General features: G+C 48.8%; 17 protein-coding genes and 1 pseudogene. 5 read left to right on the forward strand and 13 right to left on the reverse strand.

The window, feature by feature from the left end:
- The first annotated feature begins 131 nt into the window (after window positions 1-131).
- Window positions 132-503, forward strand: coding sequence for a CidA/LrgA family protein (locus tag OIU26_RS11940; protein WP_013373599.1), 372 nt, complete (start codon window positions 132-134; stop codon window positions 501-503).
- A complete protein-coding gene (locus OIU26_RS11945) occupies window positions 500-1177 on the forward strand; it encodes a CidB/LrgB family autolysis modulator (RefSeq protein WP_013373600.1) in 678 nt (225 codons plus the stop codon). Before OIU26_RS11940 ends, OIU26_RS11945 begins: the two co-directional genes overlap by 4 nt.
- 150 nt (window positions 1178-1327) lie before the next feature.
- Here OIU26_RS11945 and OIU26_RS11950 read toward each other — a convergent pair whose 3' ends face one another.
- The 3 genes from OIU26_RS11950 to OIU26_RS11960 all read right to left on the reverse strand — a co-directional run bounded on the left by OIU26_RS11950 (window position 1328) and on the right by OIU26_RS11960 (window position 5019).
- Window positions 1328-3031: a glycerol-3-phosphate dehydrogenase/oxidase gene (locus OIU26_RS11950; protein WP_436449147.1), complete on the reverse strand. Its 1704-nt coding sequence runs from the start codon at window positions 3029-3031 to the stop codon at window positions 1328-1330.
- 274 nt (window positions 3032-3305) lie between these two features.
- On the reverse strand, window positions 3306-3863 hold the full coding sequence (locus OIU26_RS11955) for a glycerol-3-phosphate responsive antiterminator (RefSeq protein WP_264216949.1): 558 nt from the start codon (window positions 3861-3863) through the stop codon (window positions 3306-3308).
- A gap of 202 nt (window positions 3864-4065) precedes the next feature.
- Window positions 4066-5019 carry an alpha/beta hydrolase gene (locus OIU26_RS11960; protein WP_264216950.1) on the reverse strand — a complete coding sequence of 318 codons (954 nt, stop codon included), beginning with the start codon at window positions 5017-5019 and terminating at the stop codon, window positions 4066-4068.
- Window positions 5020-5279: 260 nt separating this feature from the next.
- Between OIU26_RS11960 and OIU26_RS11965 the strand changes: the two genes are divergently transcribed.
- Window positions 5280-5915, forward strand: a complete 636-nt coding sequence (locus OIU26_RS11965) for an NAD(P)-dependent oxidoreductase (protein ID WP_264216951.1) — start codon at window positions 5280-5282, stop codon at window positions 5913-5915.
- Window positions 5916-5996: 81 nt separating this feature from the next.
- Here OIU26_RS11965 and OIU26_RS11970 read toward each other — a convergent pair.
- The 8 genes and pseudogenes from OIU26_RS11970 to kduI form a co-directional block, all read right to left on the reverse strand.
- Window positions 5997-6113, reverse strand: a pseudogene (locus OIU26_RS11970) (sodium:proton antiporter); the annotation flags it as partial.
- Between the two features lie 425 nt (window positions 6114-6538).
- Window positions 6539-7129 (reverse strand): GNAT family N-acetyltransferase, encoded by a 591-nt coding sequence (locus tag OIU26_RS11975; RefSeq protein ID WP_264216952.1) that lies wholly within the window; start codon window positions 7127-7129, stop codon window positions 6539-6541.
- A gap of 48 nt (window positions 7130-7177) precedes the next feature.
- The gene (locus tag OIU26_RS11980) at window positions 7178-8545 is read right to left on the reverse strand and encodes an MFS transporter (protein ID WP_264216953.1); all 1368 of its coding nucleotides are present in this window, start codon (window positions 8543-8545) and stop codon (window positions 7178-7180) included.
- 92 nt (window positions 8546-8637) lie between these two features.
- Window positions 8638-9789, reverse strand: a complete 1152-nt coding sequence (locus OIU26_RS11985) for a winged helix-turn-helix domain-containing protein (protein ID WP_264216954.1) — start codon at window positions 9787-9789, stop codon at window positions 8638-8640.
- Entirely contained in the window at window positions 9770-11008 is a 1239-nt protein-coding gene (locus OIU26_RS11990; RefSeq protein WP_264216955.1) for a CynX/NimT family MFS transporter, read from the reverse strand. Before OIU26_RS11990 ends, OIU26_RS11985 begins: the two co-directional genes overlap by 20 nt.
- 248 nt (window positions 11009-11256) lie before the next feature.
- Window positions 11257-12033, reverse strand: a complete 777-nt coding sequence (kduD, locus tag OIU26_RS11995) for a 2-dehydro-3-deoxy-D-gluconate 5-dehydrogenase KduD (RefSeq protein ID WP_264216956.1) — start codon at window positions 12031-12033, stop codon at window positions 11257-11259.
- A gap of 49 nt (window positions 12034-12082) precedes the next feature.
- Window positions 12083-12727: a bifunctional 2-keto-4-hydroxyglutarate aldolase/2-keto-3-deoxy-6-phosphogluconate aldolase gene (locus tag OIU26_RS12000; protein ID WP_013373614.1), complete on the reverse strand. Its 645-nt coding sequence runs from the start codon at window positions 12725-12727 to the stop codon at window positions 12083-12085.
- Between the two features lie 79 nt (window positions 12728-12806).
- Window positions 12807-13637, reverse strand: coding sequence for a 5-dehydro-4-deoxy-D-glucuronate isomerase (gene kduI, locus OIU26_RS12005; RefSeq protein WP_013373615.1), 831 nt, complete (start codon window positions 13635-13637; stop codon window positions 12807-12809).
- Window positions 13638-13977: 340 nt separating this feature from the next.
- On the opposite strand from kduI, the gene OIU26_RS12010 reads away from it, so the two are divergent.
- Window positions 13978-14934, forward strand: coding sequence for a sugar kinase (locus OIU26_RS12010; protein ID WP_013373616.1), 957 nt, complete (start codon window positions 13978-13980; stop codon window positions 14932-14934).
- A gap of 180 nt (window positions 14935-15114) precedes the next feature.
- On the opposite strand, the gene OIU26_RS12015 is transcribed toward OIU26_RS12010, so the two are convergent.
- Together OIU26_RS12015 and OIU26_RS12020 are read right to left on the reverse strand one after the other, a co-directional pair.
- A complete protein-coding gene (locus OIU26_RS12015; RefSeq protein ID WP_264216957.1) occupies window positions 15115-16128 on the reverse strand; it encodes a LacI family DNA-binding transcriptional regulator in 1014 nt (337 codons plus the stop codon).
- A 285-nt stretch (window positions 16129-16413) separates the two neighbouring features.
- Window positions 16414-17823 (reverse strand): MATE family efflux transporter, encoded by a 1410-nt coding sequence (locus OIU26_RS12020; RefSeq protein ID WP_264216958.1) that lies wholly within the window; start codon window positions 17821-17823, stop codon window positions 16414-16416.
- A gap of 355 nt (window positions 17824-18178) precedes the next feature.
- Here OIU26_RS12020 and OIU26_RS12025 point away from each other — a divergent pair, with 355 nt between their 5' ends.
- A complete protein-coding gene (locus tag OIU26_RS12025; RefSeq protein WP_264216959.1) occupies window positions 18179-19186 on the forward strand; it encodes an acrylyl-CoA reductase family protein in 1008 nt (335 codons plus the stop codon).
- The last annotated feature ends 68 nt before the right edge of the window (window positions 19187-19254 follow it).

Genomic DNA, 19254 nt, shown 5'->3' on the forward strand with positions numbered 1-19254 from the left:
AGCTACACCTTCTTCCATAGACAAACGGAATAGACTTCATTCTTTATATGCATTTTACTCATGAAAGCTTGTGATGTAAAATTTCATTACAGTTTGAAAATAACGGATCTCAAAGATAGGAGACTTTATATATGAAAAGCTTCATACGCGGTGTCCTTCAGATCGCCGTCCTGATGGCCTTTTCGCTCATCCTGAACGCGGTGGTCTCCTGGCTCCACCTGCCTATACCCGGTAGTATCGTCGGTATGCTAATTCTCTTTATTCTGCTGCAAACCCGTGTGGTCCGACTAAGCTGGATCGAGGTTGGCGCAAACTGGTTGCTGGCCGAGTTGCTATTATTCTTTATTCCCTCCGCTGTTGGCGTTATGAATTATTGGCCGATGCTGGAACACGATGGCATGAGCATTATGCTGGTCGTGCTGCTCGGCACCTTTCTGGTGATGGCCTGCACAGGTATGATCGCCAGTCTGCTTGGTAAACGAAAGGAGCATAAATCATCATGACCGGTCTTCTATGTATTGTATTAACACTTGCTATTTACTGGATGGCCAAACGCATGTACCGCACATTGCCCAAGGTGTATTTGTCCCCATTGCTCATTACACCTGTGGTTATCATTTTGATTTTGACGCTGACGGGTGTGAACTACCGTTCTTATAATTCAGGCGCTCATTTTCTATCCATGCTGCTACAGCCAGCTACGATTGCATTTGCTGTCCCTTTGTACCGATATTTCCCTGTGTTAAAAAAACACGCGGCCCAAATCGTGCTTAGCGTGTTATCTGGATCTGTCGTAGCCGTGCTGTCCTCCATGGCGCTCGCCAAGTGGATGCACCTGGACTCCTCGCTGCTGAGCAGCCTGATTCCTCGCTCGATTACGACACCTATTGCGATGAATGTATCGCAAACGATTGGCGGTAACCCGACAGTCACGGCGGTATTCGTTATTCTGACCGGATTGAGCGGTCTTATTATCGGCCCGATGATCGTCAAACTGTTCCGTATCGAAAATGAAGTTTCACGCGGGGTATTGCTCGGTACCGGTGCTCATGGTACGGGTACTTCCAAAGCATTCGAATTCAGTTCGCTGACAGGCACGATTTCCAGCATCTCGATGGTGCTCGCCGCTCTCTTTACCTTGGCGGCTGCGCCCTTCCTGTTCCACTTGATGCTGTAAGCCATCTGTATACAAAGAAGCAGCGATTCTCTTATGAATAGAGAATCGCTGCTTTTGTTTTGTAGGCCCCTTTTTCGCTGAAAGCAGTGATGCGAACGAAACAATTGTAGAGAAGCGGAGCGGTCAAGGATACACATCCCTCACACTGTATCAGATGACTTTAATGGCGCCGGGTTCGGCTTCTATCTCTACAGGTGTCACAGCTTCATACAGGTAAGCATTCAGCTCAGTCGTATATTGGCGTTCTTGCTCGGCGCTCCAGCCTGCATGCTCGGACATCCATGCAATGACAGCCTGTTTCCAGCGCTTCACCTCGTCAATTTTGAAGAACAATGCTCCAGTGCGACGTATGAAAAAATCAGACGGTGTCACGGCCATTTCCTGTTCCATCGCGTACAGAAGCGGAACACGCACTTCCACAGGTAGCGTCGCTTCCGTCTCGGTGGCGTTCTTCATGCTCTGTGTCGCTATAGCAAACAGTCGCTCCACATTTGAACCATAGCGAACAGCCCATGCTCTGGCGGTCTCCGGCGGCAGACCGAGCGCAGCGCCCGCTATGGCTTGCTTGCTCACGAAAGCGTCCCAGCCCGCCGAGCCGCCTACACTGCCACCCGAAATTGGGATATGCCTTGTGCGGCATGCCCGAAAGCTCTGCCCATGCAAGCGGCCTAATTCCCGTACCGCACGATCCACGACGAGTTCGGACATTTTCCGGTAACCTGTCAGCTTGCCGCCTGCAATCGTGATCAGACCTGAACGGGATTCCCAAATTTCGTCCTTACGTGAGATTTCTGAAGGGCTTTTACCGTCTTCATAAATGAGCGGCCGTACCCCTGCCCAACTGGATTCCACGTCTGTAACCGTCAGCTTCACATCCGGGAACATCCCGTTGATCGCTTGAAGCACATACGCCCGGTCTTCGGCGGTCATCCGGGGATGCGCCGTATCCCCCTCATACACCGTATCGGTTGTACCTGCATAGGTTTTGCCGTCACGCGGGATCGCGAATACCATGCGTCCATCCGGTGTATCGAAGTACACTGCCTGTTGAAGCGGGAAGCGCCCAGCATCGAATACCAGGTGGATACCCTTCGTCAGGCGAAGCACCTTACCCTCTTTGGAGCGATCCATTTCCCGCAACGTATCTACCCATGGTCCGGCAGCGTTAATGACCAGCGAAGCCCTGATTTCGTATGGCTTTCCCGTTACCCGATCGGTTACACTAGCGCCGCTTATTCGTCCGCTGTCATACAGCAGCTTGTCAGCCTTGGCATAGTTCACGGCCAGCGCCCCTCGTGTAACGGCTTCCTTCATCACCTCAATCGTTAGGCGAGCATCGTCTGTGCGGTACTCCACATAACTACCGCTTCCCTTTAGCCCTTCCCTCTTCAGCAAAGGCTCGCGCTCCAGCGTAGCCTGGATGTCCAGCATCCGGCGGCGCTCATTACGCTTCACGCCAGCGAGGAAATCATACACCAGCAGCCCGATAGAAGTGGTGAAAGCATTAAATGTGCCACCCTGGTGAAAAGGAAGCAGCATACGCTCCGGAATGGTCACATGAGGACCATTTTCGAATACGATGGCTCGTTCCTTCCCGACCTCGGCCACCATCTTTACCTCAAATTGCTTCAAATAACGAAGACCACCATGCACTAGCTTGGTAGAACGACTGGATGTACCTGCTGCAAAATCCTGCATTTCCACCAGAGCCGTTTTCAAACCACGATCCGCTGCGTCTAGCGCAATTCCCGCCCCTGTAATGCCGCCGCCAATAATTAAAATATCAAAATGCTCACGCCCCATACGCTCCAAAACGGTCGTTCTCTCCTGTGCAGCAAATCCCTGTTCTCCCATCATCTATCCCTCCAACTTTGTACATGTCTGCTATCAATCTGACACCGAATCATCAAAGGTACAAAAAAAGACCACGAACATCGCTGCGGCGGATGCCGAGCGGTTCATGGTCTCTCCAAGTCTCCTGACGAGTATTAACTTATCTATATCGTAGCACACACAGTACACGATGAAAAGGGGAATCTGCCTGCATTTACAGCAGGTCGTTCCCCGCGCCAAGCCAAAGGTCGCGCTCCTTGCTATTATGTAGGTAGCCCACTGGATTCAAAAAAAGCTATCGCTTATAGTGCTCAAACAGTTGTTTATTGGAGGTCGTAACTGCTGCAGCTCCCGCTGCCAACGCCGCTTCCACATCCTCAGGGGTACGAATAAGTCCGCCAGCCAAAATAGGAATACCCGTGCGTTCACTGACCTCCGCAATCATCGGCGGCACAACACCGGGCAGCACCTCAATATAATCAGGGCGCGTTTTTTCCACCAGTGCGTAGCTTTTTTCCAGCGCAATCGTATCCAGCAGGAACACTCGCTGTACAGCAAGAATCCCCTTTTTTTTAGCAGTTGCAATCACCCCGGAACGGGTCGAGATAATACCAAATGGCTTAATTTCCTGACACAAATACTCAGCGGCATACTCGTCATTCTTCAAACCTTGCACCAGGTCGGCATGCAGAAGCATCTGCTTATTGCGGCTCCTTGCCATCTGATACAGGTTGCGCAACTGCGCTACATGCGTATCCAGAAAAACAGCATACTCATAAGAGCTGTTCAAAATATCCTCCAACTGCTTCATGTGCTTAGCTGCAGGTAAAATGCGTTGTCCCTGAAGTGGCATAGATATCCCCCTTAGGCCGAAGTCGGTCAAACTCGTTCAAATTTTATATTATCACTCTGTTCGACGAACGTGAAGCGGTTTCAATGGAGATATGTATAAAGGCTGTCCTCCCTGCTTCAGATTCTGCAGGAGAAGACAGCCTCATCCTTTACAGGACTCGATCAGACCACAAAATGGGGACCTTGCATTGCTTTATAGTGTACTAGCCCTCAAACCCTTGGCGCAGCCACGAGGTAGCAAGCGTGATCGCACCGCGCTTGGCCGCGGTTTCCGACAATGGGTTCAGCATCACGAAGTCGTGTATGATGCCCTGAAAGCGCGCAGCGGTTACATCTACCCCAGCTTCACGCAACTTGTTCGCATAGGCCTCCCCTTCATCACGCAACACATCGGCCTCGCCTGTAATAACCAGCGCACGCGGTAGCCCTTTGAGCTGGTCAGTGGTAGCACGTAACGGAGACGCCGTGATCTGCGCTCGCTCGTTAGGATCTGTCGTATATTGATCCCAGAACCATTGCATCCCTTCGCGGCTCAGGAAATATCCTGTGGCGAACTCATGGTACGACTCCGTATCAAAAGAAGCGTCCGTCACTGGATAGAACAGCAACTGCTGCCGAATGGTAGGACCACTGCGTTCTTTGGCCAGCAGAGTTACAGCTGCAGTCATGTTACCACCGACACTATCTCCGGCGATCGTCAGCGTATCGGGCTTCAGCCCATGCTCGCGCCCATGCTGTGCCACCCATTGAACGACCGCGTAAATTTCCTCAATCGCCGTCGGATATTTGGCTTCAGGCGACAAGCTGTATTCCGGGAATACAACGGCTGCCTGTGAGCCTACCGCCAGTTCACGAATCAGACGGTCATGCGTATGAGCATTACCGAATACCCAGCCTGCTCCGTGGATATATACAATGACCGGGAGATCGCCTGTCACCTGTTGTGGACGAACAATTTTGACCTTCACCTCACCGCCAGGGCCACCTGGAATCGACAGGTCCTCCAGGTCTGCGGCAGGTTTATCTGCTGGAGCGGATTGAACTTCATTGACCGTTTCACGTCCTTTTTCAGGACCCAAATCATACAGAAACGGAGGCTTGGCATTATCGTCTGCAAATTTTTGCGCTGCGGGCTCCAGCTGTACTTTTTTACTCATATCGTTTCACTCTTCCTTTCTGATCTGCGGTCTACATGTATTCAATATGGTTTACATTTACTTATTCAGTATCATCTTATATTTAAACGAGTTCCTCTCTTTCCAATCGGAGGACTCTATCTTGCCCAACAGAAGAGCTTGACTTTTAATTTGTATTGTAACTATAATAGTTACATATTAAAGTTCAAGTATGAACATCATGCAACGCATGAATCAAGCAAATAAATCATCCAAATCATTTTTTAGGAGGCTATTCTATTATGAAAATTGCAGTTATTGGTGCAGGCGGTAAAGCAGGAAGTAATATCGTAAAAGAAGCATTAGACAGAGGGCATGAAGTAACCGCCATCGTGCGTGACCCGGCTAAAGTAACGGACAATCGTGCTGCTGTAGTACTAAAAGACGTTTTTGATCTGAAAACAGATGATCTGAAAGGTTTTGACGTCGTTGTTAATGCTTTTGCCGCTCCGTTTGGACAAGAGCATCTGCATGTAGATGCAGGTAATGTACTGATTGAGGCTCTCCGCCATGTATCCGGTACTCGCCTGATTGTCGTAGGTGGTGCAGGCAGCTTGTTTACGGATGAATCCGAGACACTCTTGGTAAAGGATACTCCTGACTTCCCTGATTTTGTATATCCAACAGCTCATAACCAAGGAAAAAACCTGGAAATTCTACGCGGTACCAGTGACCTAAACTGGACTTTCATTAGTCCTTCTGCAGAATTTGCTCTCGGCAAACGTACAGGCTCTTACCAAGTGGGCAAAGACACCCTGCTGGTTAATTCCAAAGGTGCAAGCTATGTCAGCTATGAAGATTATGCTGTTGCCGTAGTAGACGAAATTGAAAAACCACAACATCTGAATCAACGCTTCACTGTCGTATCCGAGTCCTAATTCTGCAGCTGAATCGAACATTCCAACATAAAAAGACCCTTCGGTCACTTTCCACCCTGCTTGGAAAATGATCCCGAAGGGTTCTGTCACTTTGAGGGGGGCAAGTATTTTCATAATCCATGGAACAACGAACCAGCCACCCAGAATAGCCCCCACGAAGAAAATCAACTTCTTGCCAACAATAAGTCCCAGCGAGGTTTACCCACCCCAGCACAATACCAGCGATCAGCTTTCCTAATACTGCAGATTTACCGAGCTTAACCGATAGATGACCGGCTTTTTTTAAACAACAGAATCTACAGAAGATACAATATAAATTGCATCCTTTTGTCTATCCTCGAACTTGTTTGTGCATAACTCTTATTGAAGAAAACGGATAATTATAAAATGCAGAACAATCGTCCAAAATATGTGTCTGACCTTAAACAGACCAACAACTCACAAAATAAAAAAGGAAACCCGACATACAGCACAGGTTCCCCTAAAAAGACATAAAGGAGCCTTGGTGACAGGCTCCTCCGGTAATTCATATATTCATTTGATGTTGGCGGTCATCCTTGCGCAAACAAGTAACTTTATCTTTTAGTTATATCTCTTCTGCAAACCCGTGTAAACGTATTGATTCAACTTTGTGCTTGTTTCACATATCTGTCGCGATATTCATGCTGCAGCATACTCATCAAAATCGAATCGTGGTATTGGTGATTGTAAAATAAAGCATCCCGCTGCACACCTTCACGCTTAAAGCCTACTTTTTCATAGCAGCGGATGGCCTTTTCATTAAAATCAAATACATTCAGCTCAATCCGATGCAGGTTACAAATGCCGAACCCATAGCCCAGCATTAACGTAAGCGCTTCGGTGCCGTAGCCTTTGCCTTGATCCCCCTGCTCATTGATCGCAATACGGATGTTGGCGCTGCGATTCAGGCTATCCATATCCTGTAATGCAATATCGCCGATGACACGATCATCCTCCTGAAGTGCAATGAGAAGCAGCAAGCTTGAGGAATCCTGCCCTTTACCTTCAATGTAACGGGCAATTTGCTCTTTGGTAAAGCTTCGCTGTGTGCCCGTCAGTCTCCGCACTTCCTGATGGAACAATGTATTATAGTATAGCTCGGTGTCCTCCACGTTAATGGGGCGCAAGTACACCCGCGAGCCTTCAAGTAGTCGTGCCACTGGCGTTACTGGCGAATAATTATGAGTCAACATGATCTCTCCTATGCTAAAAATATAAATTGCTAGAATGGAAGCAAACGATTACGCTAGATCAACATTTTGTTCAGTAGAAGGGGTAGGATTAGCGAGAGACTCGCGCCAAATTACGGATTGAAGCAGTAGTCCTGCCAAACCTAGGATTCCTACAGTCATCCCGATCCAGACAAAAGCCGTCCCCGCCCCTGCTATTCGGATCAATACTCCCCCAGCAAGCGGCGAAATGACCATGATCGCTCCAATCACGGTACTTTGGATACCAAAGACGCGCCCCACCATATCAGCAGGGGTTTTGGCTTGTAATATGTAATTCTGGGTGATAATGTACAGGCCGTTCCCCACACCTAACATGGCCCCGATCGTAAGCAGAACAGGGAGTCCTGTCCCGGGTTGCGCCCAACCCAAAGCGGCAATAGCTCCGCCAACCAGCACATACCCTCCACCGAGCCCCCAGCCTGCGCTTATACGATTCAAGCGATTAAGCACAAGCATGCAGCCGACGGCGCCAGCACCTATAGCTGAAACCAGCCAACCGAGCAGCGATTCGTTGCCCGGAGCGAGCACTCGCAGCAATGTAGGGAACTGGTAGTCGATCATAAGAATGGCGATCAAACCGAACAGGCCGAATATGAGCGTATGCAAAAGCATTCGACTGCGCCAGAGGAACGCCCAGCCCTCCCGCCACTGGCTGAAAAAACGGGATGCGTGAGCAGGCCCTCCCTGCATCTTGGCATCATCAGCCTCATGCGCTGTAAACGATGCTGACTTTCCTGGCTGCGCGTCAGCACCACCAACCGCTTGCTGGTCTGTGCTGGCCAGCGCCGGACCGATGCCACGCAGCGGCCAGAGCAGCAGGCCGGAGCAGAGACGCAGCAGTGCATTCAGGATAATGCATGCTTGCGGGGACAGCACAGCCAAGGTCATGGCGCCCAGCAAGGGCCCCGCGACTTTGGAGGCCTGATTGACCAGCCCATTCAGTGAGGTTGCACGGAACAGGTCGCCACTGGCGACTACTGTACGGGTCAAGCCTTGCTGTGAAGGCATTTGGAATACGCCAGCCGCCGCGCGCAAACCAAGCAAAGGCAACAGCCACGCCGGACCTGGGACGGCGAGAATCGCCAGCGTCAATAAGGCGATAGCTGCATCGCAGATGATCATCAGTCGGGCCTTATGCACCCGATCGGCTAACGTGCCTGCAATGGAACCGAGCAGCAGACCCGGCAGTGCCATGACTACCGGAATCAGCGCAATCAGCATGGGGTCGGCTTCCCAGCGGTAAGCAACAAGCACCTGAATGGCGATAGCATCAAACCAATCACCAAAGGAAGCAGCCGTATGTGCCGCAAACATCCGCCGAAAATGGCCGTTACGCCAAATGCTAGGCGTGGACTGCAATTCTTTATTTTCCTTCATTTCTACTCACCCTGCTCTCATTTTCTGCTTCTTTAGCAATAAGAACATTCTAGCGGGCCTATATCAGAGGAAAATCAGACAGCTAAAAAAAGTCAGGCCCCAGAAAGGATCTGCTCCAGCCAGCGTCTTAGCGCCGGACGATGCAATGTTAAATTATTGTCCCGATCAAGCCGATTATATTGAGCCGCGTATTTCTCTTCCAACATGGGATAAGAGCCGCAGAGCTTCAAAAAACCGCGAATTTGGCAAATCGCCTTGATTTTTAGCAGTTCCTGTTTCGCCATATCAAGGGTAACTAGCCCCTCATCCATGAGCCGCTCGGCGTTGTCCACATCTCCAGTACGCAGCAGCATAAGTCCGCGCATCATGCGATAACGACCCAGTTCACGTAAATACGGAGCTTTCGACAGCATGGCTTCCAGACGATCAGAAAGTTCAGCAGCCTTTCCCATATGATTGGCAACCAGATGCATGTACATCTCCATGAGCGCAACCGGCATCACAAATTTATCGAGATCATCCCGCTCCATGACCATTAAGGTCAGTGGTAGACCTTCCTGTGCGCGTTCAGGTTGTCCATTTTCCACATAAGCCTCCAGGATATTGAGGATGCGTAATTCGCGCTCTTGGTCACTGGACAGCAATCCACTGACAAGCGCACGCTCACATAGAGCAAGCCCCTCATCCGTTACCCCTGCTGTGCCCGTATATAGCAGCAACATCCAATACAAACGGTCCGCGGGTACAAAATCCTCCTGCTTCAAGAACCAAGCCACATCTGCCTGTACAAAACGGGTATACATTTGATAAAAGGAGGACATTTGAAAACCCATCTGCTCCTGCTGGGCAGCCAGTGCTACGATGGAATTTCCCTGTCCCAACAGCTGGTATTTGCGGAATAGTCCATGTACGGCGTCTTGCACCTCCTGATCGTGCAAGGACGGATGGTTCTGTTGCTGCACGTCAGTCAAGGTCAAGCTGTAGCCATACCCTCTGACCGTATGAATACGAAGCCCAGTCCATGCCTTAAGTTTTTTGCGCAATCTGTAGATATGATCATCCACGGTACGCTCCACTGGATATTCCAACGGCCACACACGATCCAGCAGTTGTTCCCGGGTGAACACCTGATTCCGGTTATCATATAGAAAGCGCAACAACGCAAACTCTTTAGCCAACAACATAACACGATCTGCATTATAGACCACACTGTAGCCATCTGCATCAAATTGCAGCCTGATCATCCACCTCGCCTCCGACATATCGTTTCTTGGCTGCACCCAGGCCTATAAACATAAGCAGCACACTCAGGCACAAAAGTAAAAGTAGCGGAATTGTCCAGCCTTGTGTCGCATCATGCAAATAACCGAATAGTGTCGGTCCTGTCGCTGCCAGCAAATAACCAAAGGATTGCGCCATACCTGACAGCTCTGCCGCCTGCTGCGGTGTTCGCGTCCGCAAATTAAAGAACATCATGACTAGCGGAAAAGCAAAACCACCCGCTATACCAATACAAATGACCCAAACCACACTCCACTGTGTAGCCCCGAGCAGAAATCCACCCAGACCGATAAAATAGAGCACTGCCATAATCAGAACCAATAGCCGCTGATCCTTCACTCGCGCCGCCCAAATAGGCACAATAAAAGTAAATGGCATTTGTGAAAATTGCAGCACAGACAGCATCCATCCCGCAGTCTCTGAATCCATTCCCTGTCCGCTCATCATTTCGGGAAACCAGGCAGCAGGAACATAGAAGAGGGCAGATTGCAGCCCCATGAACAGCGTCACCTTCCAAGCCAAAGACGATTTATACACATTCACTGTTCGGGCAGACACTGCCGCTTGATTAGCCGTTCGGCGCGCCTTAAGAAGCTGGGGCACCCAGAGTAAAATACCTACGACACCGACAATCGCCCAAATTCCCAAAGCACCGCGCCAGCCCATTCCTCCGTTCAGTGCCAGTGGTATACTCAGACCGGATGCTGTTGCAGCGACCACATTCATGGATACGGAATATACGCCGGTCATTAGTCCACTGTTGCGGGGAAATTCCTCTTTGATCAAACTGGGCAGCAAAACATTACATACAGCAATAGCCAGTCCCAGCATCGCAGTCCCGACAAATAATGAGGTCACTCCCAGCGTCGAGCGCACCACAATACCTGTGGTCAACAGCAGCAAGGCTGCAAAAATAATAAGGGAAGACCCGAAGCGGCGCGACAGTTTGGCTACAAAAGGCGACAACAGTGCAAAAGCAAGCAGCGGTAATGTCGTTAACAGACCACTTAGTGTATTCGAAATATGCAAAGAATCCTTAATCAAACCGATAAGAGGTCCTACCGAAGTAATCGAGGCGCGCAGATTGGCACCCACCAGGATGATCCCTGCGGCAAGCACCCAAGGACCTGCATGCCACAAAGATTTGTATACCAAAGCTCGTTGGTGTTGCTGTGAACTCATCTCTCCATTCTCCAATCCATTCTGTATTATGCTCAAAGGCTCCAACCAAGTGTAACGGCTGGAGCCTAGGCAATTTTTATCTCATTAAATTATAAAGGCATTCGTGTCATATGCATAGGACGGATCGACACAGCGTCCTCAATCTCAAGTTCAGCTTATCGCTTCATTAAACAAATAAAAGCTGCCTGAAAGGATGATTTCCTTTTGAGGCAGCTTTCAGTTCATCACTTCGATGTGAGTAGCGCTGCTTAACGTACCAGCCAGCCGCCATCCACCGCCAAGATATGACCGTTCATGTAGTCCGAACCCTGACTGGCAAGGAAAACAACAACCCCCATCAGATCAGACGGATCACCCCAACGACCAGCAGGAATACGCGACAAGATTTCTTGATTGCGACTTTCATCCGCACGAATTGGAGCTGTGTTCGCCGTAGCAATATAACCAGGGGCAATCGCATTAATCTGAACGTTATGAACCGCCAGCTCGTTTGCAAATGCCTTGGTCAAGCCAGCCACTGCGTGCTTACTTGCTGTATACGGCGGAACGAACTTGCCGCCTTGGAAAGCAAGCATAGAAGCGACATTGATAATCTTTCCGCTTTTTTGCTCTACCATTATCTTCGCCACTTCCTGGCTCAAATGGTATACAGCATTCAGATTGATTTCCATAACAGCGTCCCAATCTTCATCTTTATACTCCAGCAAAGGAGCGCGGCGGATCGTACCCGCATTATTAACAAGGATATCAATTTTGCCAAATTCCTTGACGCACTCTTCTACAAGTTTTTTAAGGGATGCTTTTTCAGTCAGGTCAGCCTGGTAAAAGGCAAACTTTACACCCGTTGGCTCCAGCAGAAGTCTTGTTTCTTCATAATCATCATTGTTAGCTACAATGAACAGGTTTGCGCCTGCTTTGGCCAAAGCTACGGAATATCCTTGACCTAATCCACTGTTGCCTCCTGTTACAATCGCCGTTTTACCTTTAAGACTGAAAAAATCCAATGAAAAATTGTCCAGACCCATGCCTACGCCTCCATCACAAATTAGTATAAAAACCTATATTTCCTGAAGCCTACAACGCTGCACGTACTTCTTTATATTTAGCTACATAACGCGCTGCATTTTCTGTGATCAAGTCGTAGCGACCTTCCTTGGCTGGAGCCGTCAAATTTCCTCCAATTCCCACAGCCACACATCCGTTACGCAGCCAGGTTTCCATATTATCCAGATCAACGCCACCCGTTGGCATAATCTGTACGTGAGGCATTGGCCCTCTGACGGCCTTAACAAAGTCCGCCCCCATCGTATTGCCCGGGAACAACTTCACGACATCACTGCCCAATTTCATGGCTTCCTTGATCTCATTCAGCGTCATACAGCCAGGCATATAAGGAATCGCGTACAAATTGCATAGCTTCGCTGTTTCTTCTTCAAAAGAAGGACTCACAACAAATTCTGCTCCGGCCAGAATAGCAATTCTCGCCGTCAGTGACTCCAGTACAGTTCCTGCACCAATAACGGCCCGATCCTTAAATTCGTCTCTCAATCTTCGAATGACCTGATCCGCATCCGGCGTGGTAAACGTAAGCTCAATATTATCCAAGCCGCCTTCAATACAGGCTTTGGACATTTGATACGCTTCCTCCGCTGTGTTTCCCCGAATGACTGCAACAACCCCAACCGAAGTGATATGTTCCAAAACTTTCTTTTTCGTCATTTTCCTGATCCTTTCCACGAATGGGATGACCATGGTTCCTCAGCCGCTTGCAGGTCTACGTTCCAATGCAATGACCGGATTAACGCAGCTCGCTCATGGCTACCTGATCCATGTCCTTGTATGTTTTATTTTCACCGGCCATGCCCCAAATGAAGGTATAGCTACCCGTAGCCGCACCGCAGTGGATAGACCAAGGTGGAGAAATAACGGCTTCATCATTTTTCATGACCAGATGGCGCGTTTCGTTCGGCTCACCCATCAGGTGGAACATTCTGGCGTTCTCATCCAGCTCAAAGTAGAAATACACTTCCATGCGACGGTCATGAACATGTGTTGGCATAGAGTTCCACACACTGCCGTTCTCTAATGTGGTCATACCCATAACCAGCTGGCAGCTTTGAATGCCTTCATCATGGATAAAGCGACGTAACGTGCGGTTATTGGCGGTTTCCTGCGAACCCAAACTTTCAGACGGAACATCGGCAAAAGACTGCTTCGTCGTCGGATACGTGGTATGAGCCAAGGCTGAAACGATATAAAACTTCGCAGGTTTTTCGCTGGAATCGCTTTCAAAGATCAACTCCTTGGCACCTTTACCTACGTAAAGACAGTCTTTTGTGGCCAGCTCGTAAGTTTCACCATCCACCTTGACCGTACCACTGCCGCCGACATTAAAAACACCCAGTTCACGGCGCTCCAAGAAAGTTTCCGCTTTGATTTGATCGTTACCTTCCAGTGCAACAGATTTATTCACGGGGTGAATGCCCCCGATAATGACACGATCTTCATGCGTATAGACCAGCTTTACTTCCTCAGGTACAAAAAGCTCCTGAATCAGATAGTGCTGACGCAACTCTTCAGTTGTAAAATGCTTGGCATGTTCGGGATGAGTTGAATAACGCATTTCCATAAAAACATTCCTCCTGTTTAGATAAACTTTTTTATCAACGGAATTGTTATAAAAGCGGTTTCTAACTCTACTTCTTAGCTAGAATTGTAATAATTATCTAAGAGGGTGTCAACCCAAAACTTCATCATTCCTAGAAAAATCCTTAATATTCGCGAATTTTTACATACTTTTTACCTTTTGATAAACAAGAACATATTTTTTTATCTATTTTAACCAAAAAGTTTTTAGCAAATATATCAACTTACTCATTGTGAAAAACCGATTTATGTGATAATTTCATTTTATTCAAGTGGTGCATACGCTTACAGATTTAGTTTACTAAACATAAGGAGGAATTCAAATGACCGCAACATTGGATGCTGTTACCTTCGGAGAACCCATGGCCATGTTTTACGCCAATGAAGCAGGCTCTCTGGATGAGGTGCGTTCATTCACCAAAGCGCTGGCCGGAGCGGAGACGAATGTTTCGGCCGGTTTGTCGCGTTTGGGACTACGAGCCGGACTCGTGACCAAACTTGGCGAGGATACGTTCGGCAAGTTCATTGCCGATGCACTGCGTCAAGAGAAGATTGACACCCAAAATGTCATGTTTACCAAAGACCACTCTACCGGGATGCTGATTAAATCCAAAGTTACCAGCGGCGACCCTGAGGTCGAATATTTCCGCAGGCATTCCGCCGCTTCCACACTGAGCATTGCTGATTTTAACGAAGCTTACTTTGCCGGGGCTCGCCACCTGCACTTTACAGGTATTTCTGTCGCACTTTCCCCTGAATGCCGCGACTTCGCCCGACATGCAAAGCAGTTTATGAAAAAGGCAGGCAAAACAGTATCCTTCGATCCCAACCTCAGACCCAAGTTATGGCCTGACACACAAACCATGGTGGAGGCGATTAACGAAGCATCCGAGGGTTGCGACTGGCTGCTGCCAGGCATTCATGAAGGTAAAATACTAACAGGCTATACTTCGCCTGAAGATATCGCTTCGTTCTACCTCGATCGCGGCACCTCGCTGGTGATCATCAAGCTGGGAACCGAAGGCGCCTATTACAAATCCGCAGATGCAGAGGGATATGTCAAGCGTTTCCGCGTAGATCATGTCGTGGATACCGTCGGCGCAGGTGACGGCTTTGCCGCAGGTGTTATCAGCGCACTACTGGAAGGATTACCCCTGGCTGAAGCAGTCAAGCGCGGTAATGCACTTGGTGCGCTGGCTGTCATGTCAGCCGGAGACATGGACGGCTATCCGACGCGAGCCGAATTGGAATCTTTTTTGCTCAGCGCCAGCACCAATTAGTTTGGGTTCATTCCCCGCATAACCTTCACCGCTATGAGCGCAAGCTCAACAAGGCCGAATCCTAAGTCAGCCTTAACTTCCAATAGCCCGTATTCGCATTTGTACGACCTGAGCAGCATACGCATACTTAGGTCGTACAAAGGAATACGGGCTATTTTTATATATATGACATATACTCGTTTACAGCGTTTTGACGGATTCTCCTCGATTGATATCCGGCACAAATCGGTAAATAATCGGAACCGACTCGCCGCCTTCCTCAATGCTGGACAGCAGCGTTTTTGCCGCCTGCTTCCCCATATCCGCAATCGGTTGTGTAATGGTCGTAATGGGCGGATTGTAAATATGGGCAAACTCCGCATCGTCAATCCCGATAATGGACAATTCTGCCGGAATACGTATACGGCGGGCATTCACATACTTCAACACCTCAGCCAACACGATATCATTCCCGGCCAACAGTGCAGTCGGCGGCTCCGGCAGTTGGAACAGTTCCTTCAGTGTCTGCTGGATTTCTTCTCTCGGCACACTGTGCATATACTCTTCACGAAATGGCAAGCCATGCTCCTCCAGCGCCTTCTTATATCCGCTGAGCCGCTCCACTCGTGGAGTAATCCGATTCAAGCCAAGGGGCAAGGTAATCAACGCAATTCGTTCATGCTTGTGGGCCACAAGTTCCTGAATCGCCAGCTTAATCGCCATTTCGTTATCCAGCAGCAGGCTGCGTGTATTGACACCGTCCACCAGGCGGTCCAAAAACACCAATGGATATTTTTCCCGAATGAGCTGGTTGTAAATGTCCGCATGCTTTCCTGTCGGGAAGATGATTAAGCCGTCCACTTGGCGGGCCTTGAGCATCTCAATATACTGACTTTCCTTGTCAGGGTTTTCATCGGCGTTGCAAATGATCACCTGAATGCCAAAGCGCTGCAATTCCTCCTCAATCGCACGGATAGACTGAATCGACAGCGTATAATCAACGTTGGCCACAATGACTCCCACCATAAACGTCCGGTTTTGCTTGAAGCTGCGGGCCAGCCCGTTAGGCTGATAGTTCAGCTCCTGAATAACCTCGGCGATCCGGTCCTTGGTTTGGTCGCTCATATATTTATATCGTTTGTTCAGAAATTGCGAGACTGTGCTTTTAGACACTCCCGCCTTCTGGGCAACATCTTCAATCGTCGGCTTCTTCATCGGTACACTCCTTGTCTTTCATGTACTGCGTTAGTGCAATAAAAGTATATCTTTCTTTTAGTAAATTTACCATACTTCTATTTATGAATACCATTATGATATATTCTGGGCTTAAAACTTACCTGTGCTGCCACTCCGCCTACTCCGTTTTACATATACAGTTTTTGGTCCTCTTCTATTTCCTCTCTATGCAGTAAAAAGAGGTAGTTCAAGATGTTCTCTTGAACTACCTCCACGTATACAACTCTATCGCTAGGTTCCAGTTAACCCGAATGACTACTTGGATTAGTGTGCCGGAACAGGCGTAGCAGGTTGATCCGGTGTATCGTGCTCGACCAGCGAATGCCTTTCCCATAACCGGCTTCTCCAGCGGGCATACATGATGACAGCACGAGTCCATTCATCAGCAGCAATCGCCAGCCACACACCAGCCAGTCCCATATCCAGCTTGAATACCAGCAGATAACCCAGCGGCAAGCTCATGCAGACCATGGAGATCAGGCCCATAAAGACTGGGAACTTGGCATCTCCAGCAGCACGCAACGAGTTAATAATGACGATATTTGTCGTCCGGCCAGTTTCCAGCAGAATGCTAAGTAAAATAACCTGCGCACCCAAACGAATAATTTCAGGGTTTTCCGTAAACAAACCGAGTAAGGGTACACGGAAAAAGATAACCACTGCATCAATGATCACGGTCACGAGCAGCGCCCATTTCACACTGCTCAATACACGTTTGTAAGCCGTATCCTTCTCCCTGGCTCCCACGAGCCTTCCCACTACAATAGCCGTTCCCATACCAACTGCCATACTGAACAAATAAATATAGCTCGAAATATTATTGGCATATTGACGTGTCGCCATCGCTTCAGCGCCCAGATAAGTCACATACAGTGTAAATATGAGCTGACACGACTGATACATGATGGACTCCAGCGCGGATGGTACACCAATACGCAATATTTTTGAGATAAATTTTTTGGATAAATGGACGTAATATTTCCACTCGACACGGACCTCAGTTACCCGGTACATCAGCCAGAAGAAGATCAAGAGACAAATAAAGCGGCTACCTACTGTAGAAATAGCAGCACCTTCTACACCGAGTGCAGGCATTCCCCAATGCCCCAAAATCAAAACATAGTTGCCGACCACGTGGATCACGTTCATAAAAACCGATACATACATCGTTTCTTTGGTAAAACCGTGCGTACGAATGGTCGCCGCCAGCGAGTTAATCAATGCCTGAAGGAAAATGGCCCCCCCGACAATACTCATATAGGATTCTGCGTAAGTCAGAATATCCCCCTGGACATTCAGCCATTGCAACATATGAGTACCAAACACAAGAAAAATCACGCTTAGCAAAAGACCTACCATTAAATTCAGAGTAATGGCCGTACCCGTCACCTGGGCCGCTTCGACAAGTTTCTTAGAACCGATATATTGAGCTACGACGATAGCAGCGCCGTTGCCGATAACCTCCAGTACAAGGATAGCGATTGAAATAATTTGATTGGACGCGCCCACACCCGACACTGCATTATCAGATACAGAACTGAGCATGAATGTATCGACGCTTCCCATTAGCATAAACAGGAACAATTCAAGGAAAATAGGCCATGTCAAACGGAACAAATTCAGTTCCTTGGCTTCGGACAATACCGAACCATTTTTTAGTGCTCTGGTTGTCATTCATTCACCTTTCTTCATAGAATATTTAATGATCAAAGGGTATGTTAGCACAGTCATTCTGAAAATACATCCCGTTTACGTAAAATGATTTGAAAAATACGTAAGAATTCATTTATCACCTTCTTATAATTGATTATCGAACTTTATTGAAACAGGATGTTGCAAGGATACATCCATAATCTGGACTTTTCGACGTCGTTATGAGCTAAAGGGTATAATAGATTAAGAGCTTGTGAGCATTGCCGCTGACAGAATGTGCAGATTGTTGTATGCTTCCTAAGCATAATTTGTAAGTTAGAAATGGATTATATAGGTCATTCATAGACTTAAACGGTAATAAAGGAGGCTTTTACAGATGACTCAATCATTTCAAGCCCTTGTCGTCGATCAGACGCAGGACGGAGAGGTTCAAGCAGAAGTACGTTCTTTGAAAACTGACAGTTTACCTGCTGGAGAAGTATTAATTCGTGTCGCTTATTCCAGCATCAATTATAAAGACGGGCTTGCCGCCCGCAAGGATGGCAATATTGTCAAATCCTATCCGTTCGTACCCGGCATAGATTGCTCGGGAACCGTAGTTTCTTCCGAGGATAGCCGTTTTAGCGAAGGACAAGCGGTACTCGTTACCGGGTACGGGCTGGGTGTATCTCAATTCGGAGGATTCAGCCAATATGCGCGCGTGCCTGCGGACTGGGTGGTTCCGCTTCCCGACGGACTCACGCTGAGAGAGGCGATGATTTTTGGGACAGCCGGATTCACCGCAGCCCTGTCGTTATATCGGCTGGAGCAAAACGACGTTGCGCCGGAGAAGGGTAAGGTGCTCGTCACCGGTGCGACGGGTGGCGTAGGCGGTGCAGCCATTGCCTTGCTGCACAAGAGGGGCTACCATGTCGTAGCCAGCAGTGGCAAAGTCGAATCCCATGATTACCTCAAGGCGCTCGGAGCAGCCGATGTTATTTCGCGTGAGGAGGTTTACGACGGTGCCGAGAGCATCCGACCGCTAGCCAAGCAGCTTTGGCAAGCGGCTGTAGACCCTGTAGGCGGAAAGCCGCTCGCTTCGCTGCTCAGCCAGATCGCCTACAACGGCTCTGTTGCCGTGAGCGGCCTGACGGCAGGTACCAAGCTGCCTACAACGGTGCTCCCATTTATTTTGCGCGGCGTAAATCTGCTGGGCATAGACTCTGTCTTCTGCCCCTATGACACCCGCGTAGCGATCTGGAAGCACCTAGGCAGTGATTGGAAGCCGGAACAGCTAGAACAGCTCGTTGAGCGCGAAATTGGCTTGGCTGACCTGCCAAGCGCGCTCGAAGACATCCTAGCAGCCCGCTCACAGGGTAGAACGATTGTACGGCTGGCTGATTAAGCGGAAGGTTGTCCACAAGCTATCCGTTGACGGGTTTTCGCGCGAAGGTGTGTTTATCCCGTAGGGGC

Source organism: Paenibacillus sp. BT-177, from assembly GCF_025846815.2.
Taxonomy (GTDB): domain Bacteria; phylum Bacillota; class Bacilli; order Paenibacillales; family Paenibacillaceae; genus Paenibacillus; species Paenibacillus polymyxa_C.

Coding starts and splice junctions, on each gene's coding strand:
- OIU26_RS11940 (WP_013373599.1), top strand. CDS start 132: ATGAAAAGCTTCATACGCGGTGTCCTTCAGATCGCCGTCCTGATGGCC.
- OIU26_RS11945 (WP_013373600.1), top strand. CDS start 500: ATGACCGGTCTTCTATGTATTGTATTAACACTTGCTATTTACTGGATG.
- OIU26_RS11950 (WP_436449147.1), bottom strand. CDS start 3,031: ATGGGAGAACAGGGATTTGCTGCACAGGAGAGAACGACCGTTTTGGAG.
- OIU26_RS11955 (WP_264216949.1), bottom strand. CDS start 3,863: ATGCCACTTCAGGGACAACGCATTTTACCTGCAGCTAAGCACATGAAG.
- OIU26_RS11960 (WP_264216950.1), bottom strand. CDS start 5,019: ATGAGTAAAAAAGTACAGCTGGAGCCCGCAGCGCAAAAATTTGCAGAC.
- OIU26_RS11965 (WP_264216951.1), top strand. CDS start 5,280: ATGAAAATTGCAGTTATTGGTGCAGGCGGTAAAGCAGGAAGTAATATC.
- OIU26_RS11975 (WP_264216952.1), bottom strand. CDS start 7,129: ATGTTGACTCATAATTATTCGCCAGTAACGCCAGTGGCACGACTACTT.
- OIU26_RS11980 (WP_264216953.1), bottom strand. CDS start 8,545: ATGAAGGAAAATAAAGAATTGCAGTCCACGCCTAGCATTTGGCGTAAC.
- OIU26_RS11985 (WP_264216954.1), bottom strand. CDS start 9,789: ATGATCAGGCTGCAATTTGATGCAGATGGCTACAGTGTGGTCTATAAT.
- OIU26_RS11990 (WP_264216955.1), bottom strand. CDS start 11,008: ATGAGTTCACAGCAACACCAACGAGCTTTGGTATACAAATCTTTGTGG.
- kduD (WP_264216956.1), bottom strand. CDS start 12,033: ATGGGTCTGGACAATTTTTCATTGGATTTTTTCAGTCTTAAAGGTAAA.
- OIU26_RS12000 (WP_013373614.1), bottom strand. CDS start 12,727: ATGACGAAAAAGAAAGTTTTGGAACATATCACTTCGGTTGGGGTTGTT.
- kduI (WP_013373615.1), bottom strand. CDS start 13,637: ATGGAAATGCGTTATTCAACTCATCCCGAACATGCCAAGCATTTTACA.
- OIU26_RS12010 (WP_013373616.1), top strand. CDS start 13,978: ATGACCGCAACATTGGATGCTGTTACCTTCGGAGAACCCATGGCCATG.
- OIU26_RS12015 (WP_264216957.1), bottom strand. CDS start 16,128: ATGAAGAAGCCGACGATTGAAGATGTTGCCCAGAAGGCGGGAGTGTCT.
- OIU26_RS12020 (WP_264216958.1), bottom strand. CDS start 17,823: ATGACAACCAGAGCACTAAAAAATGGTTCGGTATTGTCCGAAGCCAAG.
- OIU26_RS12025 (WP_264216959.1), top strand. CDS start 18,179: ATGACTCAATCATTTCAAGCCCTTGTCGTCGATCAGACGCAGGACGGA.